The sequence below is a fragment of the Pseudomonas sp. MH10 genome (assembly GCF_034353045.1).
Classification (GTDB): Bacteria; Pseudomonadota; Gammaproteobacteria; order Pseudomonadales; family Pseudomonadaceae; genus Aquipseudomonas.
Genome location: NZ_CP133783.1, coordinates 1,561,329 through 1,577,500 on the forward strand (window position 1 = coordinate 1,561,329; position 16,172 = coordinate 1,577,500).

13 protein-coding genes and 2 rRNA genes (1 of these 15 only partly in view) are annotated in these 16,172 nt (G+C 56.9%); 10 read left to right on the forward strand and 5 right to left on the reverse strand.

The window, feature by feature from the left end; all coding sequences use genetic code 11:
• Window positions 1-41: 41 nt before the first annotated feature.
• The 3 genes from RHM59_RS06945 to RHM59_RS06955 all read left to right on the forward strand — a co-directional run bounded on the left by RHM59_RS06945 (window position 42) and on the right by RHM59_RS06955 (window position 1,859).
• Window positions 42-347 (forward strand): hypothetical protein, encoded by a 306-nt coding sequence (locus tag RHM59_RS06945; RefSeq protein WP_322169090.1) that lies wholly within the window; start codon window positions 42-44, stop codon window positions 345-347.
• A 237-nt stretch (window positions 348-584) separates the two neighbouring features.
• Complete coding sequence (locus tag RHM59_RS06950) at window positions 585-1,445, forward strand: lipase family protein (protein WP_322286266.1); 861 nt, start codon at window positions 585-587, stop codon at window positions 1,443-1,445.
• A gap of 180 nt (window positions 1,446-1,625) precedes the next feature.
• Window positions 1,626-1,859 (forward strand): hypothetical protein, encoded by a 234-nt coding sequence (locus RHM59_RS06955; protein ID WP_322169085.1) that lies wholly within the window; start codon window positions 1,626-1,628, stop codon window positions 1,857-1,859.
• A 115-nt stretch (window positions 1,860-1,974) separates the two neighbouring features.
• On the opposite strand, the gene RHM59_RS06960 is transcribed toward RHM59_RS06955, so the two are convergent.
• Window positions 1,975-2,238: a DUF2790 domain-containing protein gene (locus RHM59_RS06960; protein WP_322169082.1), complete on the reverse strand. Its 264-nt coding sequence runs from the start codon at window positions 2,236-2,238 to the stop codon at window positions 1,975-1,977.
• A gap of 448 nt (window positions 2,239-2,686) precedes the next feature.
• Here RHM59_RS06960 and RHM59_RS06965 point away from each other — a divergent pair, with 448 nt between their 5' ends.
• From RHM59_RS06965 to RHM59_RS06980, 4 genes are read left to right on the forward strand one after another with little or no spacing between them, the layout of a single operon-like run.
• A complete protein-coding gene (locus RHM59_RS06965; RefSeq protein ID WP_322169080.1) occupies window positions 2,687-3,220 on the forward strand; it encodes a helix-turn-helix domain-containing protein in 534 nt (177 codons plus the stop codon).
• A 7-nt stretch (window positions 3,221-3,227) separates the two neighbouring features.
• Window positions 3,228-4,367, forward strand: coding sequence for an HlyD family secretion protein (locus RHM59_RS06970; RefSeq protein WP_322169076.1), 1,140 nt, complete (start codon window positions 3,228-3,230; stop codon window positions 4,365-4,367).
• Window positions 4,364-5,956, forward strand: coding sequence for a DHA2 family efflux MFS transporter permease subunit (locus RHM59_RS06975; RefSeq protein WP_322286267.1), 1,593 nt, complete (start codon window positions 4,364-4,366; stop codon window positions 5,954-5,956). Before RHM59_RS06970 ends, RHM59_RS06975 begins: the two co-directional genes overlap by 4 nt.
• Before the next feature lie 48 nt (window positions 5,957-6,004).
• Window positions 6,005-7,480, forward strand: coding sequence for an efflux transporter outer membrane subunit (locus tag RHM59_RS06980; RefSeq protein ID WP_322286268.1), 1,476 nt, complete (start codon window positions 6,005-6,007; stop codon window positions 7,478-7,480).
• Window positions 7,481-7,486: 6 nt separating this feature from the next.
• On the opposite strand, the gene RHM59_RS06985 is transcribed toward RHM59_RS06980, so the two are convergent.
• Window positions 7,487-8,245, reverse strand: a complete 759-nt coding sequence (locus tag RHM59_RS06985) for a slipin family protein (protein ID WP_416194766.1) — start codon at window positions 8,243-8,245, stop codon at window positions 7,487-7,489.
• A 2-nt stretch (window positions 8,246-8,247) separates the two neighbouring features.
• Window positions 8,248-9,579 carry an NfeD family protein gene (locus RHM59_RS06990; RefSeq protein ID WP_416195058.1) on the reverse strand — a complete coding sequence of 444 codons (1,332 nt, stop codon included), beginning with the start codon at window positions 9,577-9,579 and terminating at the stop codon, window positions 8,248-8,250.
• A 203-nt stretch (window positions 9,580-9,782) separates the two neighbouring features.
• Between RHM59_RS06990 and RHM59_RS06995 the strand changes: the two genes are divergently transcribed.
• The 3 genes from RHM59_RS06995 to RHM59_RS07005 are packed head-to-tail and all read left to right on the forward strand — an operon-like array spanning window position 9,783 to window position 13,687.
• The gene (locus tag RHM59_RS06995; RefSeq protein ID WP_322286270.1) at window positions 9,783-10,457 is read left to right on the forward strand and encodes a (2Fe-2S)-binding protein; all 675 of its coding nucleotides are present in this window, start codon (window positions 9,783-9,785) and stop codon (window positions 10,455-10,457) included.
• Window positions 10,457-11,440 (forward strand): xanthine dehydrogenase family protein subunit M, encoded by a 984-nt coding sequence (locus RHM59_RS07000; RefSeq protein ID WP_322286271.1) that lies wholly within the window; start codon window positions 10,457-10,459, stop codon window positions 11,438-11,440. The genes RHM59_RS06995 and RHM59_RS07000 overlap by 1 nt, the downstream gene beginning before the upstream one ends.
• Window positions 11,441-11,455: 15 nt before the next feature.
• On the forward strand, window positions 11,456-13,687 hold the full coding sequence (locus tag RHM59_RS07005; protein WP_322286272.1) for a xanthine dehydrogenase family protein molybdopterin-binding subunit: 2,232 nt from the start codon (window positions 11,456-11,458) through the stop codon (window positions 13,685-13,687).
• 106 nt (window positions 13,688-13,793) lie between these two features.
• Here RHM59_RS07005 and rrf read toward each other — a convergent pair.
• A 5S ribosomal RNA gene (gene rrf, locus RHM59_RS07010) occupies window positions 13,794-13,909 on the reverse strand.
• A gap of 141 nt (window positions 13,910-14,050) precedes the next feature.
• A 23S ribosomal RNA gene (locus tag RHM59_RS07015) occupies window positions 14,051-16,172 on the reverse strand (it continues 769 nt past the right edge of the window).

A 16,172-nucleotide genomic window follows, 5' to 3' on the forward strand; every position in this document is an offset into this window, starting at 1 on the left:
GTAATTAGGTCAATCCCGAAACGGACCTGATAGAGGTGTACATGGCTACTAACGATAACAATCAAAACCAACGACCACCCGCGCCTTCCCGAGCGGGCGAGCGCAATGATCCCGCCATTGATCCGATTACGCCGGATCACGACTTGGGCGATGGCCAGCAGTTTGACGAAGGCTCAGCCCGGACATCGGACAGGGAGCAATTGGAGCTGGAAAAACTGCACACAGCGGCGGAAAATCCGTTCTCTCCTGAAGCCGATTCGGTGAAAGACACCGAGCAAGAGCGCGCTCGTCAGCGGCGAGAACAAGGCATCGAGACCGATGCCGATATCGATACTGACGGCGGCTAAGAACGAGAGCGGATGTGAAGCGGACACTCATTGGATGTCCGCACTCAAAGCCCCCTCAAATGACCCTATCTCTATCCGTTTGGATGGACATTTTCCGAATCGCAACTAACTTGATTAGAGCACTGCCGCGGCCTGTGGCCGGTGCACCCTAACCGGCCCGTCGTGTTGTCGCGTCTTGACCGTTCAAACGGTTGAGTTTGAAAGCTGAACATTACGAGTGTCGCCTGGAGCGGACGCATGATGCTGGCTCTCGATTACGATCCTTCGCAAACAGCTCTCTACCACCCCGAGGCCCTGCCTTCGCTGCTTGGCATTGTGCCCGCCCGTGATGACTTGACCTTGGCAGTGGAAGCCGCACGCTTGGCCTATCTGCGTTTTGAAGACGTCCATACCGGGCGACCGGCGCTGGCCACGTTACTGTCGGTACAGGGTTTTGCGCAGCCGGTCATTTTCCGACACCCCGAAACAGACAGCGAAGGTTTTGGTGCTCTACGCAGAGACGGCAGCGCGTTGATCGCGTTGCGCGGCACGCAAATCGATCACATCAAAAACGTCATCTCCGACGCTCAGGTTGTGCGCATGGCCTGGCCGTTGGGGTCCGGCAAAGTCCACAGCGGACTTGCCAAGGCGGCGCTGGGGTTATGGCCGTCGGTGGAAAAGTGGCTCAATGAGACGGCGAATCAGCGCACATCATTGACTATTACCGGCCACAGCTTGGGCGCAGCCATTGCGACCCTGTTGGCGGGACCCGCCGATGCCGATTTTTTGGTCGCACTGGGTTCACCACGGGTCGGCGACCGTGATTTCACCGAACATGTGTCGGCCAATACTCGTTTACGCATCGCCCGGTTAGTGGATTGTTGTGACGTGGTGACCGAGTTAGTGCCCGCCAATCTGGGCTTCAACCACGTTCATGGCTTGGGCTATATCGACCGTTATGGCGTGATGCAAGACGACATGTCGTCGGCGTTGATTCATCAGGATCAGCAGCGAGCCCGCTTCGACTATCTGGCGCGTTACGCGGGCAATGCTGAGAACGTATTTCTGCGCGAATGGGCCGATCACTCGCCCATCAATTACGTGCGAGCGTTTTGGTAATCCGACTTCATCACTGATTGCCGCTCGCAAACCATCGGGGCCTGGCCTACCATCGTCGCGGCCTGTGGTTTTACGCAGCGCCCGAGACTCCCGCTTAAAGGAATTGATCATGATTGACCAACACCGCATGCAGCCTTGCCGCCTAGATAGCGCCGAGCATTCTCAGGAAGGGACCGGACAATGAGCCTCGACGGAATCGCGTTACCGAAGGGCGTTGGGCCAGATGCCGAGAAACTGCTGGACGCTATTACCCAGGCAGGCACCACTGAAGATTTGAACCGCGCAGGCGGCAAAGCCGAAGGTTTTGTATTTGGCCTGGAAAGTGGAAAGGCAATCAAGAGTCAAATCGCAGAGCGTTTGTACGTGGCCTACGATGATGCGTGCACTCAGCGGCTGACTGAGTTGTCGGCTTAGCAATAACGTCATTTAACAGTTAGCGCACACACAAAAAAAGGCGCTGCATGACAGGGCCTTTTTTAATGACGTTATTTTAAGTATCGGCAATTAAAACCTCTAACTTATCCAGCGATTAACCATTCGAGCAACCGGTGCCCATCATCAGGTATTCAACAATATGTTGTTTGCCGGCAGAGTCCAGGTAGTTCATACGAACCGGTGCAGCTTCACAGCCTGAAGACACTTCGCTGACGGAAATAACTTTGGCGACGTCGAGGTTCATTGAGTAGGTGTACTGCTCTACGGCGGGTTGTTGCTGCGCGGTAACGGCAGCTTTTTCATCGGCCATGCTTGCTGCAGACGCACACATCAATAACAACAACAGTGACGCTTTCATCTTTGTAGTCCTTTTAGTTCAGGAATTGCAAACAGCCGGGTTCATCACAAGGTTTATGCACGCTTGGGTGGTTCACCTGTTTGCTGGGGTTTTGCTGGTTGGCGAGGAGAATAATAGGGCGCCAGCCTAAATAGACACAGCCCTGTTCTGGACAAAGACTATCTGCTTTTTTAATAACAATGCGGGCTAAGGATAGAGATCAAATGGCGGGGGCGTTGAGCTCGGTGCGTGTGGTGGCGGTTCAATCCTCTGTAAGAACCAACGTATTGGCGAGACAGAAATAGCCTCGCCAACACGTTGGCTCCCATAGACAGCCTACCGCCGAAGCCCCCAGCACGTTGTTTTTCAGCCACCTGACTAAAGGTCTATCGAGTGACTTGCATGATGAGAGTCACCCGTATACATTATGACCATAATTCAACGAAACATCCTGTTACTGAGGTGGGTCATGAAGAGGAAAAGCTTTGAGTCCATGCACTGTCCGATCGCTCGTAGCCTTGAGCACGTCGGTGAGTGGTGGAACATTCTGATTCTGCGTGATGCTTATTACGGCCTCAGCCGTTTCGACGAATTCCAGAAAAGTCTTGGTATCACACCGACTACCTTGACCCGCCGCCTCAACGACCTGGTGGACGGTGGGCTGCTCGAACGTCGTCTCTACAGCGAAAAACCTCCGCGTTATGACTACGTACTCACCCCGCGCGGACGTGACTTCCGGCCGGTACTGCTGACACTGATGGAATGGGGCAACAATCACTTTTCGCCCGAAGGCAAAAGCATTTATCTGGCCGACGAAACCAGTGGCGAAGCGGTCAACCTGGCGTTGATTGATGCCAACACCGGCAAAAAAATCAACCGTGAAGAACACGCTGTTCGGGCGGGTGAAGCGGCCAGCGAAAAAGTCTATGAGCGTCTCGAAAAAGGACGTGTACGCCGCTTGGCCCAGCGCCAGCAACCCTCCATTCCTGCATCCAACGGATGAACGTGTAATGAATAGCTCAACTGACGTGGGTGAGATCGACTCAGCAGTCGTCCCGACAAAAAAACGCCTGACACTCAAACGGCTGTTGTTGTGGGTGGTCTTGTTTGCCGCGCTGATCTTAGCGGTGGTTTTTGGCCTGCGCTGGTGGACGGTCGGGCGCTTTATTGAGTCCACCGATGATGCCTACATTGGTGGCGATGTCACCGTGATTGGGCCGAAGGTCTCGGGTTACATCATGGAGCTGAAAGTCACTGACAACCAACGGGTGCATGCCGGTGACTTGCTGGTGAAAATTGATGACCGTGACTACGTGGCGGCATTGCACAAAGCCGAAGGCGCGGTGGCGGCACAAGAGGCGTTGCTGGCCAACCTGGACGCGACTGAACAACTGCAATATGCGGTGATTGGCCAAGCCAAGGCCAGTATCGATGCGACCAACGCCGAAATCGTCCGCTCTCGCGATGACCAGACCCGCTATCAAAAGTTGGTCGGGCAACAGGCGGTGTCGGTTGAAAGCGCCCAGCGCGCCGACGCTACGTTCAAGACCGCCCAGGCCAACGGGGCCAAGGCTCAGGCGTCGATGCTGGCGACCCAACGGCAGATCGCGGTGATTTCGACCCAGAAACAACAAGCTCGGGCCGCGCTGATGCAGGCCAAGGCCGAGCGCGACATGGCGCAGTTGAACGTGGGCTATACCGAATTACGCGCCCCGGTTGACGGCATGATCGGCAATCGCCGCGCTCGAGTGGGTGCATTCGCTGCAGCCGGTTCGCAGCTGCTGTCGGTGGTGCCGGCCAACGGTTTGTGGGTCGACGCGAATTTCAAGGAAGACCAACTGGCGCACATGCTCCCAGGGCAAGCAGTCTCGATCCATGCAGACGTGCTTGCGGGCCACGAATTCCACGGCCATCTGGACAGCCTGGCGCCTGCAACCGGCTCGCAATTCAGCGTGCTGCCACCGGAAAACGCCACCGGCAACTTCACCAAAATCGTGCAACGGGTTCCGGTCCGCGTGCACCTTGATGAAGCCGACGGGGTGCTGGGTCACCTGCGCCCGGGCTTGTCAGTGACCGCTGAAGTGGATACACGCGACGATTCGAACCACCCTGCCCATTCGGTAACGCCGAATCAGGCCAGTGCGCCATGAGTGCCACGACCGCAGCACCGGCCAAACCGTTTGACGCAGCGTCCATGGCTACCGCGACCAAGGTGTTTGCCTTTGCCAGCATGTGCATCGGCATGTTCATCGCGCTGTTGGATATACAGATTGTGTCGGCCTCGCTGCGGGATATCGGCGGTGGTTTGTCCGCCGGTACAGATGAAACAGCGTGGGTGCAGACCAGCTATTTGATCGCCGAAATCGTGGTTATTCCGTTGTCGGGTTGGTTGTCGCGGGTGTTCTCCACCCGCTGGCTGTTTTGTGCTTCAGCCGTGGGTTTCACCTTGGCCAGTCTGTTGTGCGGTGCGGCCTGGAACATCCAGAGCATGATTGCGTTTCGTGCGCTGCAAGGCTTCCTCGGTGGATCGATGATCCCGCTGGTGTTCACTTCCGCCTTCATGTTTTTTACTGGTAAACAAAAGGTGATTGCCGCTTCTACCATCGGTGCAATCGCCTCATTGGCGCCGACGCTTGGCCCGGTCATTGGCGGCTGGATTACCGACGTTTCGTCGTGGCACTGGTTGTTCTACATCAACCTGATACCGGGTATTTTCGTCGCCGTTGCAGTGCCGATGCTGGTGCGGATCGATGAACCGGATCTCTCCCTGCTTAAAGGCGCGGACTACCTGAGCATGGTGTTTATGGCGCTATTTCTCGGTTGCCTTGAATACACCTTGGAAGAAGGCCCGCGCTGGAATTGGTTCAGTGATAGCACCATCCTGACCACCGCCTGGATCTCTGGGGTTTCAGCGCTGGTGTTCATCAGCCGCACGTTAATGGTGAGCAATCCCATTGTTGATCTGCGGGCCCTCAAAGAGCGCAATTTTGCCCTGGGCTGCTTCTTTTCCTTTGTGACCGGCATCGGCCTGTTTGCAACGATTTACCTGACCCCGCTGTTTCTCGGACGCGTGCGTGGTTACAGCGCACTGGACATCGGCCTGGCCGTGTTTTCCACCGGCGTGTTTCAGATCATGGCGATCCCGCTGTATGGATTTCTGGCCAACCGCGTCGATCTGCGCTGGATCATGATGTTCGGCCTCAGTCTGTTTGCGCTGTCCATGTGGGACTTCTCGCCAATCACCCATGACTGGGGCGGTCGTGAGTTGATCTTGCCACAAGCATTGCGCGGCATGGCCCAGCAATTGGCGGTGCCTCCTGCGGTGACCCTGACCCTTGGCGGCCTGGCGATGTCGCGTCTCAAGCAAGCGTCAGGGCTGTTCAACCTAATGCGTAACCTGGGCGGCGCCATTGGTATTGCGGCGTGTGCAACGATCTTGAATGACCGCACCAACTTACACTTCACCCGTCTGGCAGAACACTTGAACGCCAGCAACGAAGCCATGAACCAGTGGCTGAGCCAAGTCGGCGGCAATCTTGCCACCCTAGGCCAAACCGGGAGTGAAGGCACGACTGCGGCGTTGCAGCAATTGTGGTTGCTGACGTATCGCGAGGCACAGACGCAAACCTATTCCGACGCATTCCTGGCGATCATGGTGTGTTTCATCATCGCCGCCGCCATGGTGCCGCTGATGCACAAAGTGGTGCCGCCGGCCACGCCCTCACCTGACGCCCATTGAGACAGCCATGAACCTGCTCGCCCCTATTTGCTCTTCGAGGACCGGACAATGAATGCTTTGGCGTTTCGCTTCACAGGCTCCCGTCTGTTTGCGTTGACGGCACTGTTCGTCGCGCTGGCAGGCTGCGCCGTCGGCCCGGACTATGAAAAACCGACGAACAACCTGACCGCCGCCTTCAACAATGCATCGTTGTTGCAGCAACGGGTGGGGGAAACCCCTGCCCCGTCGCTGGACACCTGGTGGACCGGTTTCAATGATCCTGAACTGACCCTGATTATTCAGCGGGTACTGGCGCAGAACCTGGACCTTGCGGTGTCCATGGCCAGAGTCGATCAGGCCCGCGCTGCCGCCCATGAAGCAGGGGCCAATCGCTTGCCGCAAGGCAATCTGGACGCTCAAGCGGTGCGTCAGCATCAATCAACCAACAGCGCACTGGGTGAAATCGGCAGTGCGTTCCCCGGCTATGACCGCGACCAAACCCTGGAAACCATTGGCGCCGGGGCCAGTTGGGAAACTGACCTCGCGGGCGGCCTGCAGCGCGGTGAAGAAGCCGCCGTTGCCGAAGCGCAAGCGGCCACGGCGAGCCATGCCGGGGTGCGAATTTCAGTCGCCGCCGAAGCTGCCGATGCGTATTTCCGGGTACGTGGCGCGCAACAGCGCATCGAATTGGCCCAAGACCAGATAAACATCGAGACCAACCTGTTGAGCTTGGTCCAGGCGCGCATGGCCAGTGGCCTGGCGACCAACCGCGAGCAAGCCCAGGCTCAGGCATTGGTGTTGCAAGCCCGCGCTACGGTGCCGCCATTGCGCACCGAACTGGCGTTGCAGCTCAATCGTCTGGACGTGTTGATGGGGACGCAGCCGGGGACCTACGCCCAAGAGTTGGTCGCCAGTTCGCAGGTGTTTAGCGTGCCGACCATCAGCGACACCAGCAGCCCTGCAAGCCTGTTGCGCAGACGTCCCGACGTGATTGCCGCCGAGCGACGTCTGGCCGCATCCAACGCGCGCATCGGCGAAGCGGTGTCCGAGTATTACCCGAAAGTTTCGCTGGCCGGCTTGCTCGGGTTCGAAAGCTTGAAGAGTGGTGATCTGATCTCAGCCGCTTCGTTTCGACCGCAAGCCGTGATTGGTCTGCATTGGCGTTTGTTCGATTTCGGCCGGGTCGATGCTGAAGTTGCGCAAGCCAAAGGCGCCAATGCCGAAGCGCTGGCTCAATACCGGCAATCTATGTTGCGCGCCACCGAAGACGTGGAAAACGCCATCGTGACCTTGACCGAGCTTGAGCAACAACGCATTGAAGTCGATCAAGAAGTCGCCGCGCACAAAATTGCGCGGGGCGCCGCGCAAGATGCCTACAAAGGCGGCGCCATCAGCCTGATTGAAGTGCTCGACGAAGACCGATTGCTGCTCACCGCCCGCGATCAGTTGGCGCAACTTCACGCCAATGATGCGCGGGCGGCGGTGGCAACCTTCCGGGCCCTGGGCGGTGGATGGTCCCAAGAAACGCTGTCTGCCAAGAACTGAATCTATTTAGGGTTTTGGCGCCAGGTTTGCCATCCCTTGTAGCAGTTCGATGGGCATCGGAAAGACGATGGTGGAGGTTCGGTCGTTGGCGATCGAACCCAGCGTTTGCATATAACGTAACTGCATGGCGCCAGGCTCGCGCCCCAGCATTTCGGCGGCTTCGGCGAGCTTTTGCGACGCCTGCAATTCACCTTCAGCATGAATCACTTTAGCGCGGCGTTCACGCTCGGCTTCGGCTTGCCGGGCGATGGCACGAATCATTGATTCGTTAAGGTCGACGTGTTTGATTTCAACGTTCGCCACCTTGATGCCCCACGAATCGGTCTGGGCATCGAGCACTTTCTGAATATCAACGTTGAGCCGCTCACGCTCAGCCAGCAGCTCATCCAGTTCATGTTTACCGAGCACCGCGCGCAAGGTGGTTTGCGCCAATTGGCTAGTGGCCATCAGAAAGTCTTCGACCTGAATTATTGCTCGCTGCGGGTCGAGGACCCGAAAATACAGCACGGCATTTACCTTCACCGAAACGTTGTCGCGGGTGATCACGTCTTGCGGTGGTATGTCCAGAACGATGGTGCGCAGGTCAACCCGGACCATTTGCTGAACCACCGGAATCAACAGGATCAGGCCGGGGCCCTTTACCTGCCAAAATCGCCCGAGTTGAAACACCACCCCGCGCTCATACTCTCGCAGGATGCGAAACGTCGACATTGCCACCAACACCAGTAGCAACAACAACGTGCCAAAGCCCAATTGCACAAACATGATCAGTCTCCCCGTTGAGGTGTTTCGGGCGCCGGCATGACATCTAAGATCACCCCGCGACGCGCCACGACCCGGACCCGTTGCCCGGTTCTGAGCGGTGCCGAACTCAGCACCTGCCAGTGTTCGCCTTGCAATTGCACCCAGCCACCCAGTGGGTTGTCGGTTTGCAACGCGGTGATCTTGGTGCTGCTGCCGACCAGGCCCGCGTCACCGCTGACCACCTGGCGCTGGCGCGATTTGAGCATTGCCCCCGCCAATCCGATAAGGCACACCGCGCTGATCGCCGCCACGCTGAAGATCAACGGCAAGCCAATGGTGAATCCGGGGGCGTCGGTGCTCATCAACAACATGGCACCGGTTATAAACGAGGCTACGCCGCCGAAGCCAATGGCCCCGAAACTCGGCAAAAATGCCTCGGCCACCATCAGCGTCACACCGAGCATAATCAAGCTCACACCGACATAATTGACTGGCAGCAGTTGCAGGGCATACAGCGCCAACAGTAAGCAGATACTGCCGATAATGCCTCCCGCTGCCGAGCCAGGGTTGAAAAACTCGACCAATAAGCCGAACACCCCGACGACGATCAGGATCAGTGTGACGTTTGGGTTGGTAATAAGGGTCAACAGACTGATACGCCAGTCGGGATCGTCTTGAACAATTAGGGCGTTCGCCGTGTGCAGTTGAACCTCATGAGCGTTGATGATCAGGCGTTTACCGTCCAGTTGTCCGAGCAGGTCGTCCAGGTCTTTCGCTTGATACTCAATGACTTTTGAGCTCAGCGCCTCCGAGTCAGTGAGGCTAGCGGCGTCACGGACGGCCTGTTCTGCCCAGTCCGCGTTACGACCGCGCAGTTGTGCCAGGCCACGCATGAACGCGGCGGCGTCGCTGACCTGCTTACGAGTCAACGTGTCAGTGGGATCGCCAGCCGTGGGTTGGGCGCCCAACTGAACCGGGGTGGCGGCACCCAAATGAGTACTGGGTGCCATGGCCGCAATGTGACTGGCGTAAAGAATATAAGCACCGGCACTCGCGGCACGGGCGCCACTGGGCGAGACAAAACTGGCCACTGGCACCGGGCTGGCGAGAATCGCCTGCACGATCACCCGCATTGAGCTTTCAAGGCCGCCCGGTGTGTCGAGGATGATGACCACCAACTGGGCGTGCTTGCCCGCCGCCTTGGCAAGACCGTCGACCACGTACTCGACGCTGGCCGGCCCGATGGCGTCGTTCAGGGTTAACACCCGAACAGCGCCATTTGCCGCATTGGCCCCCACCGGCAACCAAAGCAGCAGTATCAAGACGAGCAACCCACGCCATCCGCAACCGTTCAAAAGATCCTCCTGAACACATCCCATAGACCGCTGTCAGTCCATAGACCGCTGTCAGTCATTTTAGTTGATGCCGGCGATCTACGAGCCCTGCCCGGTTTTTAATCGGTTATTGGTCAGAAACAGATCCGCCCGAGCCGACCACGTTTGACCGAAAGCTACCGAGAACTAAGCTTTGCCGACCGTTGTTAAAGAGGATCACCTCAATGACCGATGAACATGACAAGGGCGGTAAGCCGTCGATCCCGCCAGAATTGCACGACCTTGCGACCCCCTCCCGACGTAACTTTCTGAAATCCGTAGGCGTTTCCAGTCTCGCTGCAGCGACCTCGCCCCTCTGGCTGCAAGCGGCAGCTCAAGCCCAAGCCGCGACCGCCGAAGCCCCTAGGACACCGGCCCCCGGCGAGCGGCGAATGGTGCTCAACGTGAATGGCAATCCCCATGCCCTCAACCTGCCGGCTAACGCGGTGCTGTTGGATGTACTGCGCGACCGGTTGAGCCTGACAGGCACCAAAAAGGGTTGCGACCACGGCCAGTGCGGCGCCTGTACCGTGCATGTCAACGGGCTGGCGGTGAACTCGTGCTTATCGTTGGCGGCCATGCATGAGGGCGACGACATCACCACGATTGAGGGCATCGCCCAAGGCAACGTGTTGCATCCGGTGCAGGAAGCGTTCTGGGAGCATGACGCCTATCAGTGTGGTTATTGCACCTGCGGCCAGATCATGAGCGCCGTAGCTATTTTGAAAGACAGCAACATTGGCGGCGACGACGCCAGTGTGCGTGAGGCCATGAGCGGCAATATCTGCCGTTGCGGCGCCTACAAAAACATCCTGGCGGCGGTGCAATCGGCGCGCAGTAAAATGAAGGAGATCGGCTGATGAGAACGTTTACTTATGTTCGCGCCGACAGCATCGAGCATGCGATCAACTACCACAGCCAATCCGAGTCGGCGTTTTTCCTGGCAGGGGGCACGACCCTGCTGGATTTGGTCAAGCTGGATATCATGCGTCCGGTACAGGTCATCGACGTTAATCATCTGTCGCTGAAACAAATCATCGTTCTTGACGACGGCCGAGTGCGTATTGGGGCATTAGTCAGCAACACAGCGCTGGCGCAAAACGAACAGATCCAGACCCACTACCCGGTGTTGTCGCAGGCATTGCTGTCGGGCGCAACGACCCAACTACGCAATAAGGCGACCACGGCGGGCAACGTCATGCAGCGGGTTCGTTGCGATTATTTTCGCGACGGCGTATCGCCCTGCAATAAACGTGAACCCGGGTCGGGCTGCTCGGCGATTGAGGGACAAAACCGCAGCGTCCATGCGGTGTTGGGCACCAGCGATCACTGCATTGCAACTCACCCTTCTGACATGTGCGTGGCCATGGCCGCCATCGGGGCGACGGTTCAAGTGCAGGGCCCGAAAGGCGTACGAGAAATAAATTTTCTCGACTTCCATTTACTCCCTGGCGCCACGCCATCGCAGGAGCATGCCTTGTTGCCGGATGAAATGATTACCCATGTAATTCTCGATGCGCCGCTGGCTAACAGCCGCTCGGGTTATCTGAAACTGCGTGACCGTGCGTCCTATCAATTCGCCCTGGCATCCAGCGCGGTGATTGTTGTGCTTGAGGGCAACACGGTCCGCGACGTACGGATCGCCATGGGCGGTGTGGGCACCAAACCCTGGCGCGCCCTGGCTGCCGAGCAATCGTTGAAAAACGCACCGTTGACCCCGGAAGCCTTGGAAAAAGCAGCGGCTACCGCGCTTCAGGGAGCGATCCCTTATAGCCATAACGCGTACAAGATTCCGTTGGGGCGACAAGCGATCATCCGTAACTTCGAAACCCTAACAGCTTGAGCGGAGGACGACCCGATGAGTGAACCCATAATTGGTGGCAGTCCACGCCGCATCGACGGGCGCCGCAAAGTCACGGGCACAGCCCTGTATGCGTCCGACCACCACCCGAAAAATATGGCGTATGGCTATGGGGTATTCAGCACCATCGCCAGTGGGAAAGTTACCGCGCTGAACCTTGATGAGGCGCGTAAATCCCCCGGCGTCATTGATATTTTTCACTCAAGGCATTTTGCCGAGGTGTACCACACGTCGCCGATCCAGACGTCCCCGGCCAATATCCTGACCAGCAGTAAGGCCGACGAAAACCGACTGCCGTTCGAAGACGACACGGTCCATTACGCCGGCCAATTTGTCGCGCTGGTCGTTGCCGATACATTCGAACATGCCCGAGCGGCAGCGTATAAGGTCGCCGTCAGCTACAGCAAAAGCCCGACCGTTGCCAACTTGCAGCAAGGTCTTAAAGCTGGGCCGCCCAAGGAAGGAGGTCGCGGTCATAGCCGAGGCGACCCTGGACCGGCATTCGACCAAGCACCGCACTTCATGGACGCCACTTACACGACGCCGGTCGAAACCCACAACCCAATGGAAATGCACGCGACGATTGCGTATTGGGAAGATGGCCACTTGTACGTGTATGAAGCCACTCAGGGGGTGGTTGCGCACCGTAACGCGTTGTCGCGGATCTTTGGCGTGACCCCGGATCGGGTCGAAGTGCGAGCGCCATTCATTGGTTCGGGCTTTGGCAGCAAGTTATGGATCTGGCCGCATTCAGTGGCCGCCTGTGGTGCAGCCAAAATGCTCGACAGACCGGTACAACTGGTCGTGCCCCGGCAACAAATGTTCACCACCACCGGGCACCGGCCTGCGACCCAGCAGCGGGTGCGGTTGGCGACCGACGCGCAGGGAAAATTGATTTCTGTGCGGCACGAATCGATTAACACCACGTCGTTTACCGACCAGTACGTTGAAAACTGCGGCACCTCTACTCGCAGCCTCTACAGCTGCGCTAATGTGCTAGTCAGCCAGAAAACCGTAGAGGTCAATCACGGCACACCCACGTCCATGCGCGCGCCCGGCGCTGCGCCCGGACTGTTCGCCTTGGAATCCGCCATGGACGAAATGGCGGAGATCATCAATATGGACCCGATGGCGTTTCGGAAACTTAATGTGGCCGACCGAGATGAAAGTCAGAACCTGCCATGGTCGAGTAATCACTTGCAGGACGCCATCGACCAAGCCGCCGAGCGTTTCGGTTGGCAGCACCGCGACCCACGCATCGGCGTGATGCAAGAGGGTCATGAAAAGATCGGATATGGCATGGCAGCCTGCAATTGGGACGCTTATCGCACCCCCGCCGAAGCTCGGGTTTCATTGCGTGCCGATGGCACCGCATATGCCATCTGCGGCGTGCAGGACATCGGCACCGGCACCTACACTGTGATTGCCCAAGCGATCAGCAGCTTGACCGGTTTGCCGCTGGATAAAATCGAGGTTGAACTGGGTAACTCGTCGTTTCCTCCAGCGCCGGTTTCCGGGGGATCCTGGGCCACAGCGAGCGTCTTGCCCGCCGTGGCCGAAGCGACACGTCAGGCGATTACTCAATTGAAAGCGTTCGCCACCAGCCCGCGCGGTGCATTTGCCGGGGCCAATGCTGACTCATTGGGCGTCGAGGGCGGAAACCTGAAGAGCGCCGATAAATCCATGGCCATCGCTGACGTGCTTAACGCCCAAAAACTCGCCAGCGCCGATGGTCAAGCCCATACCGGCATGGCCGAAACCGATAAATATTCCTTCCGCTCGTTCGGCGCGCACTTTGTCGAAGTGCGTTGGGATCCGGGCATTTCCCGGTTGCGGGTGGCCAGAGTTGTGAGCGCTATTGATGTCGGCCAAGTGATCAATCAGAAGACCGCCAGCAACCAGGTTGAAGGCGCAATCGTCATGGCGATCGGGATGGCGTTATTTGAAGGGACTGAATACGACGAGCGCAACGCGATGCCGGTTAACAACAACTATGCAGAGTACGTCGTGCCGGTTCATGCTGACCAACCCGATGTCGAGGTGATATTGCTCAACTATCCCGACTACAAACTCAATGAATTTGGTGCACGCGGGATAGGCGAAATTGGGGTCACCGGTTTGGCGGCTGCGATTGCTAATGCCGTGTATCACGCAACAGGTAAGCGGGTGCGTGATTTGCCGATCTCTTTGGACAAATTGATGGCGGAGGAACCGATGCTTCGTGCGTAGATGATGCGGACTGGAGACAGACCTGGCAGGGTTTTCGCCATGCATTTTTTCTTGCGGACAAACAAAACCCCTGAACGCGTAAGCGATCAGGGGTTCTGGAATTTAATCTTGACGATGACCTACTCTCACATGGGGAAACCCCACACTACCATCGGCGATGCATCGTTTCACTGCTGAGTTCGGGATGGGATCAGGTGGTTCCAATGCTCTATGGTCGTCAAGAAATTCAGTAGCCAGTGCGTGCCCTCCTGCGAGTTCACGTGCCAGCGAATGGGGATGTGATAGATCTGTGGGTTTCGAATTTTCGGTTGTGTCGTCTTCACACACCTCAATTTGCTTCATCGCAAATTGCTTGGGTGTTATATGGTCAAGCCTCACGGGCAATTAGTATGGGTTAGCTCAATGCCTCACAGCACTTACACACCCCACCTATCAACGTCGTAGTCTTCGACGGCCCTTCAGGGGACTCAAGGTCCCAGTGAGATCTCATCTTGAGGCTAGTTTCCCGCTTAGATGCTTTCAGCGGTTATCTATTCCGAACATAGCTACCCGGCAATGCCACTGGCGTGACAACCGGAACACCAGAGGTTCGTCCACTCCGGTCCTCTCGTACTAGGAGCAGCCCCTCTCAAATCTCAAACGTCCACGGCAGATAGGGACCGAACTGTCTCACGACGTTCTAAACCCAGCTCGCGTACCACTTTAAATGGCGAACAGCCATACCCTTGGGACCGGCTTCAGCCCCAGGATGTGATGAGCCGACATCGAGGTGCCAAACACCGCCGTCGATATGAACTCTTGGGCGGTATCAGCCTGTTATCCCCGGAGTACCTTTTATCCGTTGAGCGATGGCCCTTCCATACAGAACCACCGGATCACTAAGACCTACTTTCGTACCTGCTCGACGTGTCTGTCTCGCAGTCAAGCGCGCTTTTGCCTTTATACTCTACGACCGATTTCCGACCGGTCTGAGCGCACCTTCGTACTCCTCCGTTACTCTTTAGGAGGAGACCGCCCCAGTCAAACTACCCACCATACACTGTCCTCGATCCGGATAACGGACCTGAGTTAGAACCTCAAAGTTGCCAGGGTGGTATTTCAAGGTTGGCTCCACGCAGACTGGCGTCCACGCTTCAAAGCCTCCCACCTATCCTACACAAGCAAATTCAAAGTCCAGTGCAAAGCTATAGTAAAGGTTCACGGGGTCTTTCCGTCTAGCCGCGGATACACTGCATCTTCACAGCGATTTCAATTTCACTGAGTCTCGGGTGGAGACAGCGCCGCCATCGTTACGCCATTCGTGCAGGTCGGAACTTACCCGACAAGGAATTTCGCTACCTTAGGACCGTTATAGTTACGGCCGCCGTTTACCGGGGCTTCGATCAAGAGCTTCGCGTTAGCTAACCCCATCAATTAACCTTCCGGCACCGGGCAGGCGTCACACCCTATACGTCCACTTTCGTGTTTGCAGAGTGCTGTGTTTTTAATAAACAGTCGCAGCGGCCTGGTATCTTCGACCGGCGTGGGCTTACGCAGTAAATGCTTCACCCTCACCGGCGCACCTTCTCCCGAAGTTACGGTGCCATTTTGCCTAGTTCCTTCACCCGAGTTCTCTCAAGCGCCTTGGTATTCTCTACCCAACCACCTGTGTCGGTTTGGGGTACGGTTCCTGGTTACCTGAAGCTTAGAAGCTTTTCTTGGAAGCATGGCATCAACCACTTCATGTGCCGAAGCACACTCGTCATCAGCTCTCGGCCTTAGAATCCCGGATTTACCTAAGATTCCAGCCTACCACCTTAAACTTGGACTACCAACGCCAAGCTGGCCTAGCCTTCTCCGTCCCTCCATCGCAATAACCAGAAGTACAGGAATATTAACCTGTTTTCCATCGACTACGCTTTTCAGCCTCGCCTTAGGGACCGACTAACCCTGCGTCGATTAACGTTGCGCAGGAAACCTTGGTCTTTCGGCGTGGGTGTTTTTCACACCCATTATCGTTACTCATGTCAGCATTCGCACTTCTGATACCTCCAGCAAGCTTCTCAACTCACCTTCACAGGCTTACAGAACGCTCCTCTACCGCATCACCTAAGTGATACCCGTAGCTTCGGTGCATGGTTTGAGCCCCGTTACATCTTCCGCGCAGGCCGACTCGACTAGTGAGCTATTACGCTTTCTTTAAAGGGTGGCTGCTTCTAAGCCAACCTCCTAGCTGTCTAAGCCTTCCCACATCGTTTCCCACTTAACCATGACTTTGGGACCTTAGCTGACGGTCTGGGTTGTTTCCCTTTTCACGACGGACGTTAGCACCCGCCGTGTGTCTCCCATGCTCGGCACTTGTAGGTATTCGGAGTTTGCATCGGGTTGGTAAATCGGGATGATCCCCTAGCCGAAACAGTGCTCTACCCCCTACAGTGATACATGAGGCGCTACCTAAATAGCTTTCGAGGAGAACCAGCTATCTCCGAGCTTGATTAGCCTTTCA